This is a genomic window from Streptomyces sp. NPDC005181 (genome assembly GCF_040608395.1).
Classification (GTDB): Bacteria; Actinomycetota; Actinomycetes; order Streptomycetales; family Streptomycetaceae; genus Streptomyces.
In genome coordinates this window covers 178,924-192,235 of record NZ_JBEXID010000007.1, presented here as the reverse complement: position 1 = coordinate 192,235, position 13,312 = coordinate 178,924, and the positions used below count along the sequence as shown (strand labels likewise).

Genomic DNA, 13,312 nt, shown 5'->3' with positions numbered 1-13,312 from the left:
GACGGGCAGCTGCCCGTCCCCGGCCGAAGTATGACGGCGCGATGAGGCGTACCTACGCGTCGAGACCGATGGCGAAGGCGGCCTCCAGGTCGTGCTGCGAGTACGTACGGAACGCAACATGCGTGTCGGTGCCCTCGACGCCCGGGATCTTGCTGATCCGGCCGGGGATGACGTCCGCCAGATCATCGTGCTTGGCCACCCGGACCATGGCGATCAGGTCGTACGTACCGGTGACCGAGAAGACCTCGCTGACGCTGTCCAGCGCCGCGATGGACTCGGCGATCTCGGGAATCCGGTCCACGCTGGTTTTGATGAGCACGATCGCGGTGATCACGGCTGACTTTCTCCCTCGGTGGCCGTGGCTGGAGTCTTCACTCTAGCCCCACCGCGGTAGCGCCCCCAGGCGTAGAGGAAGCCGGTGGCGAAGCCGACCACATGGGCGAGATAGGCCACCCCCGGACCGCTGCCCGCACCCTGCGCCGCCATCCACTGCAGGACGAACCAGAAGATCAGCACGATCCAGGCGGGGAAGCGCAGCGGCAGGAAGAACAGGAACGGGAAGAGGCTGGTGACCCGGGCCTGGGGGAACAGGTACAGGAACGCCCCGAGCACCGCGGAGATCGCTCCTGACGCGCCGACGAGGGTCTGGTCGGAGTCGGCGTGCGCCGCCGCGTACGCCAGCAGGGCGAGATAGCCGCAGCCGAGATAGAAACAGGCGAACCCGGCATGGCCCATCCGTTCCTCGGCCATCGCCCCGAAGACGTACAGGAACAGCATGTTGCCGAGCAGATGCAGCCAGCTGCCGTGCACGAAGAGTGCGGTCAGCGGGGTGAGCAGGGCGTGCGCGGAGCCGCCCCACAGTTCGGCCGGGATCACCCCCCAGCGTTCGAAGTACCCGGCCTGAGCGGCGAGCAGGGTGTCGGCCGTGCCGTACGTGGGGTTGAACCCGGAGAGCGGACTGATCAGGAAGATGGCACAGCACAGGCCGATGAGGGCATACGTCACCGGGGCACCGCCCGTAGTGGCGGCGCGCAGGAGCCTGCCGGTCAGTCCGCCCGTCACAGCCCGCCGCTCGATCATGAACAGAGCATGACGCAAGGTGATGGAACGGGGCAGACCGCCTCGCCGTGCCGATGGGTATGCACAAGGCCGTAGGGTTACAGCAGGACATCCGCAGTTCGACGGCGCACCGCGAAATCCTTGGCAGGCAGCAGCACGACGCTCGACGAAAGAGGACGCAACGATGACGACGGTTCCCCAGCCGACCGACGGGACCCGCTGGCGCTGCACGCTCTGCGGGAATCTCACGCGTTTCGATGTGACGCGCTCCTCCAAGGTTGTCGAATACGTGCATCTCGACCTTGCCGGAGAGGCGACCGTGGAAGAACGCGAGGTGGTCAGTGAGACCATCGAGTCGGTGCGTTGTCGTTGGTGCAACGCGGTGGACCGGATCGAACTCGTCGACAGGCCGGGTGCCGACTCCTGACGGGGCCGTGCGGACAGACATTTGGGGTGACGGATCGTGGAGCAGCCCGGTAGCGGCGCCGAGCCGGCCAATGGAGCCGGCGACGCCGTCGAGGCGCTCGACCGCCCGCTGCCCGAAGGCGTACGGCGGCGGGTCGTCGCGTTCGTCTCGGACGCGTTCGGCGGCCTCACGGTCACTGAACTCCCGGCCCAGCTGAGGCAGTACGCCCGCTTCACCCCGACCCGGCGCGCCAAGTTCGCCGGGAACGCGATGGCGGCCGCCCTGGAGAGCGACACCCTGTTCCGTCAGCGCATCGGCGAACGGCTCCGGGAGTCCCAGCCCGAGCTGACCGCCGCTGTGGAGGCCGGGTCGCCGCCCGCTGCCGCCGACCCCGTCGATGTGGCCGCCGCGGCCTATGTGCTGCGCCCGGTCGGCTGGGTGAAGCTGGTCGCCGCCGCCGGCGAGGAGGTCCAGCGGGCCGACGCCGAACGGGCCGACGAGGAGGGCCGGCGCGAACTGGAACGGCTGCGCGAGGAACTCGCCCAGGCCCGGATCCAGACGAAGAGCGAGACCGAACGGCTCCGCGGCGAACTGGACGCGGCCCGCAAGGAAGCAGACGCGCTGCAGCGCAAACTTCGCTCTGCCCTGAGTGAGGTCAAGCGCGGTGAGGCCGCGGTCCGCCGGGGCAAGGCCGAGACCGAGACCGTACGGACCGAGGCGGCCGCCCGGATCTCCGCGGCCGAGAGTGAGACCCGGCGGCTGCGGGCCCGGCTCGGGGAGGCGGAGGCGTCCGTCGAGGCGAGCCGCAGGGCCGCCAGGGAGGGCCGCTCGGTCGAGGACATGCGACTGCGACTCCTGCTCGACACGGTGCTCGACGCGGCCCGCGGGCTGCGCCGGGAACTTGCCCTGCCGCCCTCTTCGATCCGTCCCGCGGACAGCGTCGACGCCGTCGAGCCCGGTGCCATGTCGCCCAAGGACATTGCCGCCAGGGCGCTTTCGGACACCGATCCGGCCCTGCTCGACCAGCTGCTCGCACTTCCGCAGGCGCATCTGATCGTGGACGGCTACAACGTCACCAAGACCGGCTATCCGCAACTGCCGCTGGAGAAGCAGCGGCTGCGGCTCCTGGGCGGTCTCGCGGTGCTCGCGGCGCAGTCCGGCGCCGAGATGACCTGTGTCTTCGACGGGGCCGAGCTGGCCGCTCCGGTACTGCTCGCACCGCCGCGCGGGGTGCGGGTGCTCTTCAGTAAGCCGGGGGTCACCGCCGACGAGCTCATCCGTCAACTGGCCCGCGCCGAACCGCCGGGCAGGCCCGTCGTGGTGGTCTCCACCGACCGCGAGGTGGCGGACGGTGTGGCGAAGGCGGGGGCCAGGCCCGTTGCGTCCGTCTTGCTCCTGAAGCGACTTTCGCGCGTTTAGTGCGAGTTGTAGCGACTTGCCGGAATTTACGGAACGGACCGTCAAGCTGTCGCTACACGCGGTGTGATGTGGGTAAAGAAGTGATTGCTGGGGCGAGATTTTTCTTGTGAGGATTTGAACTGATCACAAGATGGTCACTAAGGTCGGGCTTCGAACCTTCGCACGGTTGATCACCCATCCGGGGTGGCAGCGAAGGAACCGCCGAGTCCGTGACGTGCACGGAGCCGGGGATCCGGTCCCCCGCAGCCCGGTAGGCGGCTCGAGGAAGAAGGAGCTCGCCTTCGTGGCGTCCCACCGTCGTCCCAAGCAGCCGAGCCGCACCCGCGTGACCGTGCTCACCGCGACCGCCGCCGCGGCCGTTGCCCTGACCTCCCAGGCCGCCCACGCCGACCCCAAGCCGACCAAGAGCGAGGTCAAGGCGAAGGTCGACAAGCTCTACCACGAGGCGGAGACGGCCACCGAGAAGTACAGCGGGGCCAAGGAGCAGCAGGAGAAGCTCGAGAAGCAGGTCGACGCGCTGCAGGACAAGGTGGCCCGCGGCCAGGAGGAGCTCAACACGCTCCGCAGCGGCCTCGGTTCGCTCGCCGCCGCGCAGTACCGCTCCGGTGGCATCGACCCGTCCGTGCAGCTCTTCCTCGCCTCCGACCCGGACAGCTTCCTCGACGAGGCCTCGGCTCTCGACCAGTTGACGGCCAAGCAGACCGAGTCCCTGGAGAAGATCCAGGAGAAGCAGCGGGCCCTCGCGCAGCAGCGCCAGGAGGCCCAGGACAAGCTGGCCGACCTCGCGGACGTCCGCAAGACGCTCGGTGAGAACAAGAAGAAGTTCCAGGGCAAGCTCGCCGAGGCGCGGAGCCTGCTCAACACCCTGACCGCCGCCGAGCGCGAGAAGATGCGCCAGGACGACCTGCGCGCGAGCCGCGCCGCGGGCGACCGGGTCGATCTGGGTAACGAGGTCCCCGCCTCCGACCGGGGCGCCGCCGCCCTCCAGGCCGCCGCCACCCAGCTCAACAAGCCGTACGTCTCCGGCGGTACCGGCCCCAACTCCTACGACTGCTCGGGCCTCACCCAGTGGGCCTATGCCCAGGCCGGCGTCTCCATCACCCGCACCACGTACACCCAGATCAACCAGGGCACCCAGATAGGCCGCAGCGCCCTCAAGCCGGGCGACCTGGTCTTCTTCAACAACACGGCACACGTGGGTCTGTACGCCGGCAACAACACCGTCCTGCACGCCCCGAAGCCGGGCGCGGTGGTCCGCTACGAGTCGATGAACACCATCGGCAGCTTCCAGGTCGGCGTGCGCATCTGACGACGCCCGAACGGGCGAATTCCCGCGCCCCCACCGACTGCCCGCCCCGCCGGAGACCACAGGTCACCGGCGGGGCGGCGGCTTTCGTGCCCCTCACCCGACCGGCGCGGCCGTTGGGCGCTCCGTAGTCGCGCCGCTACTGTCTGCCTGCTGTGCAGCTCCCGCCCGTCGGTCCGCCCGCCCCGGGCGGCAGGGGGCTGCGCACCTCTGCGTACAGCGGAAGGGAGTGCGGCGTCCTGTGGTGTCCCATCGCCGTTCCACACAGCCCGGCCTCAACCGGAGCGTCCGGGTCACAGTCCTGTCGGCGGCGGCGACCGCTGCCGCCGCACTCGGGGCGGCCACCGCGAACGCCGAACCGCAGGACACGCCCCGGACCGCAAAGGCCGAGGTCGACCGGTTGTACGGCGAGGCCGAGCGGGCCACCGAGCAGTTCAACAAGGCGGGGGAGGACGCCGACGTGCTGCGCGGCGAGGTGATCCGCGCCCAGGAGCGGGCGGCCCGCGACCGGGAACAGATCAACCGGCTCCGCACCGTGGTCGGTTCGGCCGCTGCCGCGCAGTACCGCGCAGGCTCCATCGATCCCTCGCTCGCCCTGCTGCTCTCGTCGGACCCGGACAGCTACCTCGACCGGGCGGCTACCCTCGACCGGCTGAACACCCGCCGGGCAAGCACTCTGCAGAAGCTTCAGCGCGCCCGGCGCGGGCTCGCGCAGGCCCGGGCGGAGGCCGCCCGCTCGCTGGCCGGTCTGGAGCACAACCGGGCTGCCGCCGCCCGCCACAAACGGACCGTCGAGCAGAAGCTCCAACAGGCCCGGCAGCTGCTGACCTTGCTGCCGGGCGCGGACCGGGCGGTCTTCGAAAGGGCCTCGCGCACCGGCCGCGACGACGTGTTCCCGGGTTTGACCGACCTGCCGCCGGGTTCGTCCCGGGCGGCGGCCGCAGTGATGGCGGTCCGGCATGCCGTCGGACGCCCGTACATCTGGGGTGCCAACGGGCCTGCCGGGTTCGACTGCTCCGGGCTGATGCAGTGGGCGTACGCCCAGGCCGGCGTCAGCCTGCCGCGCACCTCCCAGGCCCAGCGGTACGCCGGACGCATGGTGTCGCTCTCCATGGCCCGCCCGGGCGATCTGGTCGCCTACCGGGCGGACGCCAGCCACATCGGGATGTACGTCGGCCACGGCCAGGTGATCCACGCCCCGTACCCGGGCGCCCCGGTCCGCTACGATCCGGTCGGCATGATGCCCGTCTCGTCGGTCACCCGTATCTGACCCGTACCCTCGATCGCGTGGCTGATCAGGGGCGTACTGCGGGGCGGGGGCATCGCGGACGGTGGCGCGCGGCGGGCGCGGCACTCGCCGTTCTGCTGCTCGCATCCGCCTGCACGGCCCCCGCCGTCACCGCCCCCGGCACCACGGTCCGCGACGTCCGCGCCACGCTGGACCGCCGAGCCGCCGCCGTCCTGGACCACGACCCGGACGCCTATGCGGCCGTCGTCGCCCCCGGGGCCACCGGGCTGCGGACGGCCCAGCGCCGCGAACTGGCCAACCTCGCCGACGTGCCGCTGAGCTCGTGGACGTACTCAGTGACCGACGTGCACGAGCACGGCACCGACAAGGCCACCGCCGATGTCGCACTGCGGTATCGGATCGCGGGCTACGACAGTGCTCCGGTCACCGCCGACCGCGTCCTCGACCTGGAACGGCACGGGGCGGACGGCCGCTGGTACATAGCGGCTGACCGGGCCGGGAAGGACGGCGGCCGGCAGCTCTGGCAGCAGGGCGACGTACAGGCCGTGCGCGGCAGGCACAGCCTCGTCCTCGGCGTCGGCCGCACGCAGGAGGAGCTGCGCCGGATCGCGGACACCGAGGACCGGGCGGTTCCCGCCGTCTCCGCCGCCTGGCCGGAGCGCTGGGCCGCCCGCGTGGTGGTGATCGTGCCGAAGACGGTCGACGACATGGCCGGGCTGCTCGGGTCCCCGGTGGCGAACTACCGGGGCATCGCGGCCGTCACCACAGGGGAGACCGGCGGCCGGGGCCGGACGCCTGCGGACCGGGTGATCGTCAACCCGCAGGCGTACGCGATGCTCGACACGTTCGGACAGCGGATCGTCCTGACCCACGAGACAACCCATGTCGCGACCCGAGCCCGTACCTCCGCCGCCACCCCGACCTGGCTCTCCGAGGGCTTCGCCGACTGGGTGGCCTACCGCGCCGAGGGCCGGACCGCCGCACAGGCCGCGCCGGAGCTGGCTGAAGCCGTCCGGCTGGGTGAGCTGCCCGCCGCACTCCCGACGTACGAGGATTTCCGCTTCGGTGGCGACTCCGGGCGCCTCGCGAGGGCGTACGAGGGCGGCTGGCTGGCTTGCGCGCTGATCGCCGACCACTGGGGCGAGAAGAAGCTGTTCGCCTTCTACGGGGCCGTCGGGGGGCACTCAGGGCGGGACGGAGCGGTGGAGCAGGCCCTGCACGAGGTGCTCGGCACGAACGAGCAGGACTTCACGGCGCGCTGGCAGGAGTATCTGCGGTCCCGTCTCGGCTGACGTCCCGGGCCGGAGCGGACCCGTGGCCGGGTACCGGCTGCACCGGCAGTGACTGGTCGGGGCTCCCCGGCTCGGTCACCGTCTGCTGCCACAGCCGCCTCGCCGCGACCAGGGTCGCGGCGACCAGCAGGCCATTGCGTACGAACATCAGTGTCACGCCCGTTGCGTCACTGGTCACCACGTGGATGAAGCCGAGCGGGAACTCCAGCTGCGTGACGCCCGTCGCGACCAGCACCAGACCGGCCGGCAACCCCATCCGGCCGGACCGGAAGACCAGGCAGACCGCCGCAAGACCGACCAGCCACAGCATGTACTGGGGGCTGATCACCCGGCTGGTGGTCGTGAACAGCAGCACCGCGGTGAACGCCGCGTCGGCCGTGGTGCTCGCCCCGAACGTACGGGCCCGCAGCCGCCACACCAGCAGCCAGCCGAAGGCGATCGCGCTCAGACCGAGCGCCAGCGTGCTCACCAGCGGTACATGCGGACCGAGGAACTCCAGCGATCCGTAGTTCAGCTCCACCCGGCCCTGCCAGCCGAACTGCCGAGCCACATGGAAGACCAGCGCGCCCAGCGACTCGACCTCGGTGCCGCGGTCGCGCTGGAAGCCGAGAAAGGCCAGCGCACCCGGCATCGCCGCCGCACACACCAGCAGCAGACCGGTCGCCGTCACCGCGGCCGCCGTCCATGAGCGGCGGGTGCGCTCGCCGCGCGCGGTGCCGGCGAGCAGCAGCACCGGCCACACCTTCAGCAGCGCACCGAAGGCGGCCAGCGCCCCCAGCACGCGCGGATGCCGCGCCCCCGCCAGCAGCGCCGCCACCGCGACCGCCGTCACCATCACGTCGTAACGGGCGTACGCGGTCGTGCCGAGCAGCGGCACCCCGGCCACCCAGACCCAGCCGCCCGCCGTGCGCCTGCCGGTCCGCCGGCCCGCGTACAGCAGCAGGCCCAGCACCAGCGCGTCGCACAGGCATACCAGGACGAAGAAGGCCGAGGTGTAGTCCAGGAACGGCAGCAGGGCGGGGGAGAGGATGGCGAGCGCCGCGACGGGCGGGTACTGCCAGGTGACATCGGACTGCGGGTACGTACCGCTCTTCAGCACCTCGGACCAGCCGTGGTAGATCACCGAGACGTCGCTCGTCACGTCCGGGCCCGGCAGCGTGATCACCTTGAGGACGCAGAGCAGCAACACGGCCCTGGTGAGGGCCCACACCGCCGTGGGTGCGAGAAATCTGCCGGTGCCGCCTGCTGCCGTCATGGCCGCACTCATCCCCTTCGCCGGTGGCTCGATGAGCCATGATGCACGGCATCTCTGTGCGGGAGCCATCAGGCCCAGCCGTTCGGTACTGTCAGCGGCGATGGACAAGACCCTGATCGTGACCAATGACTTCCCGCCCCGACCCGGCGGAATCCAGGCATTTCTACACAATATGGCGCTGCGCCTGGACCCCGGACAACTCGTCGTCTACGCCTCCACCTGGAAGCGGAGCCCCGAGGGCGTCGCGGCCACCGCCGCGTTCGACGCCGAGCAGCCGTTCACCGTCGTCCGCGACCGTGCGACGATGCTGCTGCCGACCCCCCGGGTGACCCGGCGCGCGGTCCAACTGATGCGCGCACACGACTGCACCTCCGTCTGGTTCGGTGCCGCCGCCCCGCTGGGGCTGATGGCACCGGCGCTGCGGAAGGCCGGCGCCCGGCGCCTGGTCGCGACGGCCCACGGGCACGAGGCGGGCTGGGCGCAACTGCCTGCGTCCCGCCAGTTGTTGCGCCGGATCGGCGAGGGCACGGACACCGTCACGTACCTCGGCGAGTACACCCGCTCCCGGATCGCGGCCGCGCTCACCCCCGAGGCCGCGGGCCGCATGGTCCAACTGCCGCCGGGCGTCGACGAGAAGACCTTCCATCCGGACTCCGGCGGGGACCGGATCCGGACCCGGCTCGGGCTCACGGACCGGCCCGTCGTCGTCTGCGTGTCGCGGCTGGTGCCCCGCAAGGGCCAGGACACCCTGATCCTCGCGATGCCCGCGATCCTGGCACGCGAGCCGGACGCCGTACTGCTGATAGTCGGCGGCGGACCGTATGCCAAGGAGCTGAAGAAGCTCGCCGCGGAGACGGGCGTCAGCGATTCCGTACGGTTCACCGGACCGGTGCCGTGGGAGGAGCTGCCCGCCCACTACGGCGCGGGCGACGTCTTCGCCATGCCGTGCCGCACCCGGCGCGGCGGCCTCGACGTCGAGGGCCTCGGCATTGTCTACCTGGAGGCGTCCGCCACCGGACTGCCGGTGGTGGCGGGCGACTCGGGCGGCGCCCCCGACGCCGTACTGGACGGCGAGACCGGCTGGGTGGTGCGGGGCGGCTCCGTGGAGGAGTCAGCCGACCGGATCGCCACCCTGTTGGGCGACCCGGAGCTGCGGCAGCGGATGGGGCAGCGGGGCCGGGCCTGGGTCGAGGAGAAGTGGCGCTGGGACCTGCTGGCGGAGCGGCTCAGAACGCTGCTGTGAGACACGATGCGCTGCCCGGAGCGCCCTGCGCGCCGGACAGCGCATTGTTTTCAGCCGCAGTTGCCCCAGCTCATGCGGCCGCCGCTGGCATTGGCCCCGGCCTGTCCGTCCGGCCCGGTGTTGATCGAGCCCCAGTACTTCACGCACTTGCCCGCGGCGCTGCCCCGGATCGGCCCGGCGTAGCTGGTGTAGTTGCCCTGGTCGACGTACGAGTTGCCGTTCTGGATCATGAGCTGGGCCGTGGTGAAGGTGGCCGTGCCCGTGTACGAGGTCTTGACCGTCACGACACAGTTCTTGCCGTTCCCGCTGCTGTACATCAGGTAGACGGTGCCGGCGACAGTGCCGCTGCTGAACTTCACGGGGGACGAGGCGACGACGGAGTAGCTGTAACCGTCGACCCCGCAGACCGCGGTCGGACTGGCCGCGGCGGCCGCCGCATTGGCCGTGGCGGGCACCGCCACGAAGGCGGAGGCTGCCACGGCCATGACCAGACCGGCCCGCTGGAAGGCGGTACGCACAGGGGTCTCCCTAGGGAAGTGGATCGGTTCGAGTGATCCAGACCCTTGCACCGGCCCCGCAGGGGGGACAAGGCCAGGTTTCGGCCAACGGCCCTGTCAGCGCTGGTAGATGGACTCGACCTCGTCCGCGAAGTCCTTCGCCACCACATTCCGCTTCAGCTTCAGCGACGGCGTGATGTGGCCCGCCTCCTCGGTGAACTGCGAGGCAAGGACCCGGAATTTGCGCACGGACTCCGCCTTGGACACCGCCGCGTTGCCGTCGTCCACCGCCCGCTGCACCTCGGCCAGCAGCTCGGGGTCCTCGCGCAGCGACACCGCCGTCGAGCCGGCCGGCTTGCCGTGTTCCTCGGCCCAGTGGACGAGGAACTCCTCGTCCAGGGTGATCAGCGCACCGATGAACGGACGCCCGTCGCCGACGACCATGCACTCGGCGACCAGGGCATGGCTGCGGATGCAGTCCTCGATCACCGTGGGAGCGACGTTCTTGCCGCCCGCCGTGACGATGATCTCCTTCTTGCGGCCGGTGATCGCGAGATAGCCGTCCTCGTCGAGGGTGCCGATGTCGCCCGTGTGGAACCAGCCGTCGGCCAGCGCCTCGGCCGTCGCCGCCTCGTTGTTCCAGTAGCCCGCGAACAGGTGCTCGCCGTGCAGCAGCACCTCGCCGTCGTCGGCGATCCGGACGACCGATCCGGGCAGCGGCTGGCCGACCGTACCGATCTTCTGCCGGTCCCACGGGTTGAACGCGGTGGCCGCGCACGTCTCGGTGAGGCCGTAGCCCTCCAGCACCGTGAAGCCGATGCCGCGGTAGAAGTGCCCGAGCCGCTCGCCCAGCGGCGCGCCGCCGGAGATCGCGTACTCGCCGCGGCCGCCGAGCACGGCCCGCAGCTTGCTGAAGACCAGCCGGTCGAACACCTTGTGCTTGAACTTCAGGCCGATGGACGGGCCCTCGGGGGTGCCCAGCGCGCGGCTGTACGCGATCGCCGTGTTCGCGGCCTTGTCGAAGATCTTGCCCTTGCCGTCGGCCTGCGCCTTGGCGCGCGCCGAGTTGTAGACCTTCTCGAAGACCCGCGGCACACCGAGGATCAGCGTCGGCCGGAACGAGGCCAGGTCATCGGTGAGGTTCTTGATGTCCGGGACGCAGCCGAGCTTGATCGGAGCCATCACCGAGGCCACCTCGACCAGCCGTCCGAAGACATGGGCCGCGGGCAGGAAGAGCAGAACGGAACACTCGCCGGTACGGAAGAGGGGCTTGAGCCGCTCCACCACATTGCCGCACTCCGCGAAGAAGCTGCGGTGCGTGAGCACACAGCCCTTGGGGCGGCCGGTGGTGCCCGAGGTGTAGACGATGGTCGCCGGGTCGTCGGCCCTGGCACTTCTGCTGCGCAGGTCGACGGTCTCCTCCGAGACGCCGGCGCCGGTCGCGGTCAGCGCGCCGACCGCGCCCTTGTCGATCTGCCAGACGTCGCGGAGCCCGGGCAGCCGGTCGCGCACGGAGGCGACGGACTCGGCGTGCGCGTCGCTCTCGACGAGGGCCGCGACCGCGCCCGAGTCGCCGAGGATCCACTGGACCTGCTCGGCGGAACTGGTCTCGTACACCGGGACGGTGACCGCCCCGGCGCTCCAGATCGCGAAGTCGAGCAGGACCCATTCGAAGCGGGTACGGGACATCAGTGCGACCCGGTCGCCGGGCTCGATGCCCGCAGCGATCAGGCCTTTGGCGGCGGCTCTGACCTCGGCCAGGAACTGGGTGGCGGTCACATCGGTCCAGACGCCTGCCACTTTGCGGCTCATCACCGCGACGTCGGGATGCTGAGCGGCATTGCGGCGGATGAGATCCGTCAGGTTGCCGTCCGAAGGGACCTCGTACAGGGCCGGAAGGCTGAACTCGCGCAAGACTGCTGCTCCTCATCGGGCTCCGGTGCCACGGCTCTGTGTGACGCACCGGCTGCGGTCCAAGATTGGCGGGTGCTCAGTGGGGTGAGCACGACTGGACTGCCCGGACGTTACCCATCAGTACTCGGTTCCGGATAGGGGGTTCCGGCCAGATGTTTTATGCGTCACACATATTGGTGGTCCTCGCGCGCACAGTAGTGCACTCGGGTGACTATCACGAAGTAACCGCAGGTCCGGCGGCTCTACCCATGCTGCCGGCGTCGTCCTAGGGTGATCGTCATGCGAGCCGGACCGAACAGCCGTGATGCCGCCACCGCACGCCGTACCCGCATCCATGTGGTCAGTGACGTGCATGGGAACACCGAAGCACTCGCCCGCGCCGGGGACGGTGCGGACGCGCTCATCTGTCTCGGTGACCTGGTGCTCTTCCTCGACTATGCCGACCACTCGCGCGGCATTTTCCCCGACCTCTTCGGTGTCGAGAACGCCGACCGGATCGTCGAACTGCGCACCGCCCGCCGCTTCGAGGAGGCCCGGGACTTCGGCCGTGCACTCTGGGCGGGCCTGGACCGCGACGCCGCCATCGTGGGCGCGGTGCGCAAGCAGTACGCCGAGATGTTCGATGCGCTCCCCACCCCTACGTACGCCACCTACGGCAATGTCGACATCCCTGGCCTCTGGCCCGAATACGCCCGCCCCGGCACCACCGTCCTGGACGGCGAACGCGTCGAGATCGGCGGCCGTGTCTTCGGCTTCGTCGGCGGCGGACTGCAGACCCCGATGCGCACCCCGTACGAGGTCAGCGACGAGGAGTTCGCCGCCAAGGTCGAGGCGATCGGCGAGGTGGACGTCCTGTGCACGCACATCCCGCCCGACATCCCGGAGCTGACGTACGACACGGTGGCGCGCCGCTTCGAGCGCGGCAGCCGGGCCCTGCTCGACGCCATCCGCCGGACCCGCCCCCGGTACGCAGTTTTCGGCCATGTCCACCAGCCGCTGGTCCGCCGGATGCGGATCGGTGCCACCGAATGCGTGAACGTCGGGCACTTCGCGTCGACCGGCCGGCCGTGGTCCCTGGAGTGGTGACCCGGACCGGCGACGGGGGCCGGTGGACCGTGCCGACCGGCCCCTGGGACGATGCGCTCCGCACACGCGATAGCCTTCTGGCGGCAGGCCTCTGCCGACCGACCGGTACACCGCACTGGAGGAGCCACGGCGATGGCTGAACACACCAGCTCGAGCATCACGATCGAGGCGGCACCGGCCGACGTCATGGGCGTGATCGCCGACTTCGACCGCTACCCGGAGTGGACCGGCGAGGTCAAGGAGGCCGAGATCCTCGCCAAGGACGACGACGGCCGCGCCGAGAAGGTCCGCCTCGTCCTCGACGCCGGTGCGATCAAGGACGACCACACCCTCGCGTACACCTGGACCGGCGACCACGAGGTCAGCTGGACCCTGGTCAAGTCCCAGATGCTGCGTGCCATCGACGGCTCATACGCGCTGGCCCCGATCGGCGACGGCAGCCGCACCGAGGTCACCTACCGGCTGACCGTCGACGTCAAGATCCCGATGCTCGGCATGATCAAGCGCAAGGCCGAGAAGGTCATCATCGACCGTGCGCTGGCCGGCCTGAAGAAGCGCGTCGAGTCCGTCCCGAAGGGCTGACCCG

Annotated in this window: 13 protein-coding genes; 8 read left to right on the top strand and 5 right to left on the bottom strand. The window is 70.6% G+C overall.

Annotated elements, in window-relative coordinates:
- Nucleotides 1–52 precede the first annotated feature (52 nt).
- Nucleotides 53–334 (bottom strand): Lrp/AsnC ligand binding domain-containing protein, encoded by a 282-nt coding sequence (locus ABZV38_RS07795; RefSeq protein WP_005318592.1) that lies wholly within the window; start codon nt 332–334, stop codon nt 53–55.
- Nucleotides 331–1,080, bottom strand: coding sequence for a rhomboid family intramembrane serine protease (locus tag ABZV38_RS07790; protein WP_356325636.1), 750 nt, complete (start codon nt 1,078–1,080; stop codon nt 331–333). Before ABZV38_RS07790 ends, ABZV38_RS07795 begins: the two co-directional genes overlap by 4 nt.
- 163 nt (nt 1,081–1,243) lie before the next feature.
- Here ABZV38_RS07790 and ABZV38_RS07785 point away from each other — a divergent pair, with 163 nt between their 5' ends.
- The 5 genes from ABZV38_RS07785 to ABZV38_RS07765 all read left to right on the top strand — a co-directional run bounded on the left by ABZV38_RS07785 (nt 1,244) and on the right by ABZV38_RS07765 (nt 6,731).
- Nucleotides 1,244–1,486: a hypothetical protein gene (locus tag ABZV38_RS07785; protein ID WP_356325634.1), complete on the top strand. Its 243-nt coding sequence runs from the start codon at nt 1,244–1,246 to the stop codon at nt 1,484–1,486.
- A 36-nt stretch (nt 1,487–1,522) separates the two neighbouring features.
- A complete protein-coding gene (locus ABZV38_RS07780; RefSeq protein WP_356325632.1) occupies nt 1,523–2,884 on the top strand; it encodes an NYN domain-containing protein in 1,362 nt (453 codons plus the stop codon).
- 283 nt (nt 2,885–3,167) lie between these two features.
- Complete coding sequence (locus tag ABZV38_RS07775; RefSeq protein ID WP_356325630.1) at nt 3,168–4,193, top strand: NlpC/P60 family protein; 1,026 nt, start codon at nt 3,168–3,170, stop codon at nt 4,191–4,193.
- A gap of 238 nt (nt 4,194–4,431) precedes the next feature.
- Entirely contained in the window at nt 4,432–5,460 is a 1,029-nt protein-coding gene (locus tag ABZV38_RS07770) for an NlpC/P60 family protein (RefSeq protein ID WP_356325628.1), read from the top strand.
- A 17-nt stretch (nt 5,461–5,477) separates the two neighbouring features.
- Nucleotides 5,478–6,731 carry a hypothetical protein gene (locus tag ABZV38_RS07765; RefSeq protein WP_356325626.1) on the top strand — a complete coding sequence of 418 codons (1,254 nt, stop codon included), beginning with the start codon at nt 5,478–5,480 and terminating at the stop codon, nt 6,729–6,731.
- On the opposite strand, the gene ABZV38_RS07760 is transcribed toward ABZV38_RS07765, so the two are convergent.
- Complete coding sequence (locus ABZV38_RS07760; RefSeq protein ID WP_356325625.1) at nt 6,688–7,986, bottom strand: glycosyltransferase family 87 protein; 1,299 nt, start codon at nt 7,984–7,986, stop codon at nt 6,688–6,690. The two genes, ABZV38_RS07765 and ABZV38_RS07760, sit on opposite strands and share 44 nt — an antisense overlap.
- Nucleotides 7,987–8,086: 100 nt before the next feature.
- On the opposite strand from ABZV38_RS07760, the gene ABZV38_RS07755 reads away from it, so the two are divergent.
- Nucleotides 8,087–9,229, top strand: a complete 1,143-nt coding sequence (locus tag ABZV38_RS07755) for a glycosyltransferase family 4 protein (RefSeq protein WP_356325623.1) — start codon at nt 8,087–8,089, stop codon at nt 9,227–9,229.
- Nucleotides 9,230–9,279: 50 nt separating this feature from the next.
- Here the strand turns inward: ABZV38_RS07755 and ABZV38_RS07750 are convergent, their stop codons facing one another.
- Together ABZV38_RS07750 and ABZV38_RS07745 are read right to left on the bottom strand one after the other, a co-directional pair.
- A complete protein-coding gene (locus tag ABZV38_RS07750; RefSeq protein ID WP_356325621.1) occupies nt 9,280–9,747 on the bottom strand; it encodes a spore-associated protein in 468 nt (155 codons plus the stop codon).
- 96 nt (nt 9,748–9,843) lie between these two features.
- Nucleotides 9,844–11,640 (bottom strand): AMP-dependent synthetase/ligase, encoded by a 1,797-nt coding sequence (locus ABZV38_RS07745; RefSeq protein WP_356325619.1) that lies wholly within the window; start codon nt 11,638–11,640, stop codon nt 9,844–9,846.
- A gap of 279 nt (nt 11,641–11,919) precedes the next feature.
- Here ABZV38_RS07745 and ABZV38_RS07740 point away from each other — a divergent pair, with 279 nt between their 5' ends.
- Together ABZV38_RS07740 and ABZV38_RS07735 are read left to right on the top strand one after the other, a co-directional pair.
- Nucleotides 11,920–12,726 (top strand): metallophosphoesterase, encoded by an 807-nt coding sequence (locus ABZV38_RS07740; protein WP_356325616.1) that lies wholly within the window; start codon nt 11,920–11,922, stop codon nt 12,724–12,726.
- Between the two features lie 132 nt (nt 12,727–12,858).
- Nucleotides 12,859–13,308 carry an SRPBCC family protein gene (locus ABZV38_RS07735; RefSeq protein WP_356325614.1) on the top strand — a complete coding sequence of 150 codons (450 nt, stop codon included), beginning with the start codon at nt 12,859–12,861 and terminating at the stop codon, nt 13,306–13,308.
- The last annotated feature ends 4 nt before the right edge of the window (nt 13,309–13,312 follow it).

Bases quoted from the DNA above. Each gene is read 5' to 3' on its own strand.
- ABZV38_RS07790 (WP_356325636.1), bottom strand. From the start codon at position 1,080: ATGATCGAGCGGCGGGCTGTGACGGGCGGACTGACCGGCAGGCTCCTG.
- ABZV38_RS07785 (WP_356325634.1), top strand. From the start codon at position 1,244: ATGACGACGGTTCCCCAGCCGACCGACGGGACCCGCTGGCGCTGCACG.
- ABZV38_RS07760 (WP_356325625.1), bottom strand. From the start codon at position 7,986: ATGACGGCAGCAGGCGGCACCGGCAGATTTCTCGCACCCACGGCGGTG.
- ABZV38_RS07755 (WP_356325623.1), top strand. From the start codon at position 8,087: ATGGACAAGACCCTGATCGTGACCAATGACTTCCCGCCCCGACCCGGC.
- ABZV38_RS07740 (WP_356325616.1), top strand. From the start codon at position 11,920: ATGCGAGCCGGACCGAACAGCCGTGATGCCGCCACCGCACGCCGTACC.
- ABZV38_RS07735 (WP_356325614.1), top strand. From the start codon at position 12,859: ATGGCTGAACACACCAGCTCGAGCATCACGATCGAGGCGGCACCGGCC.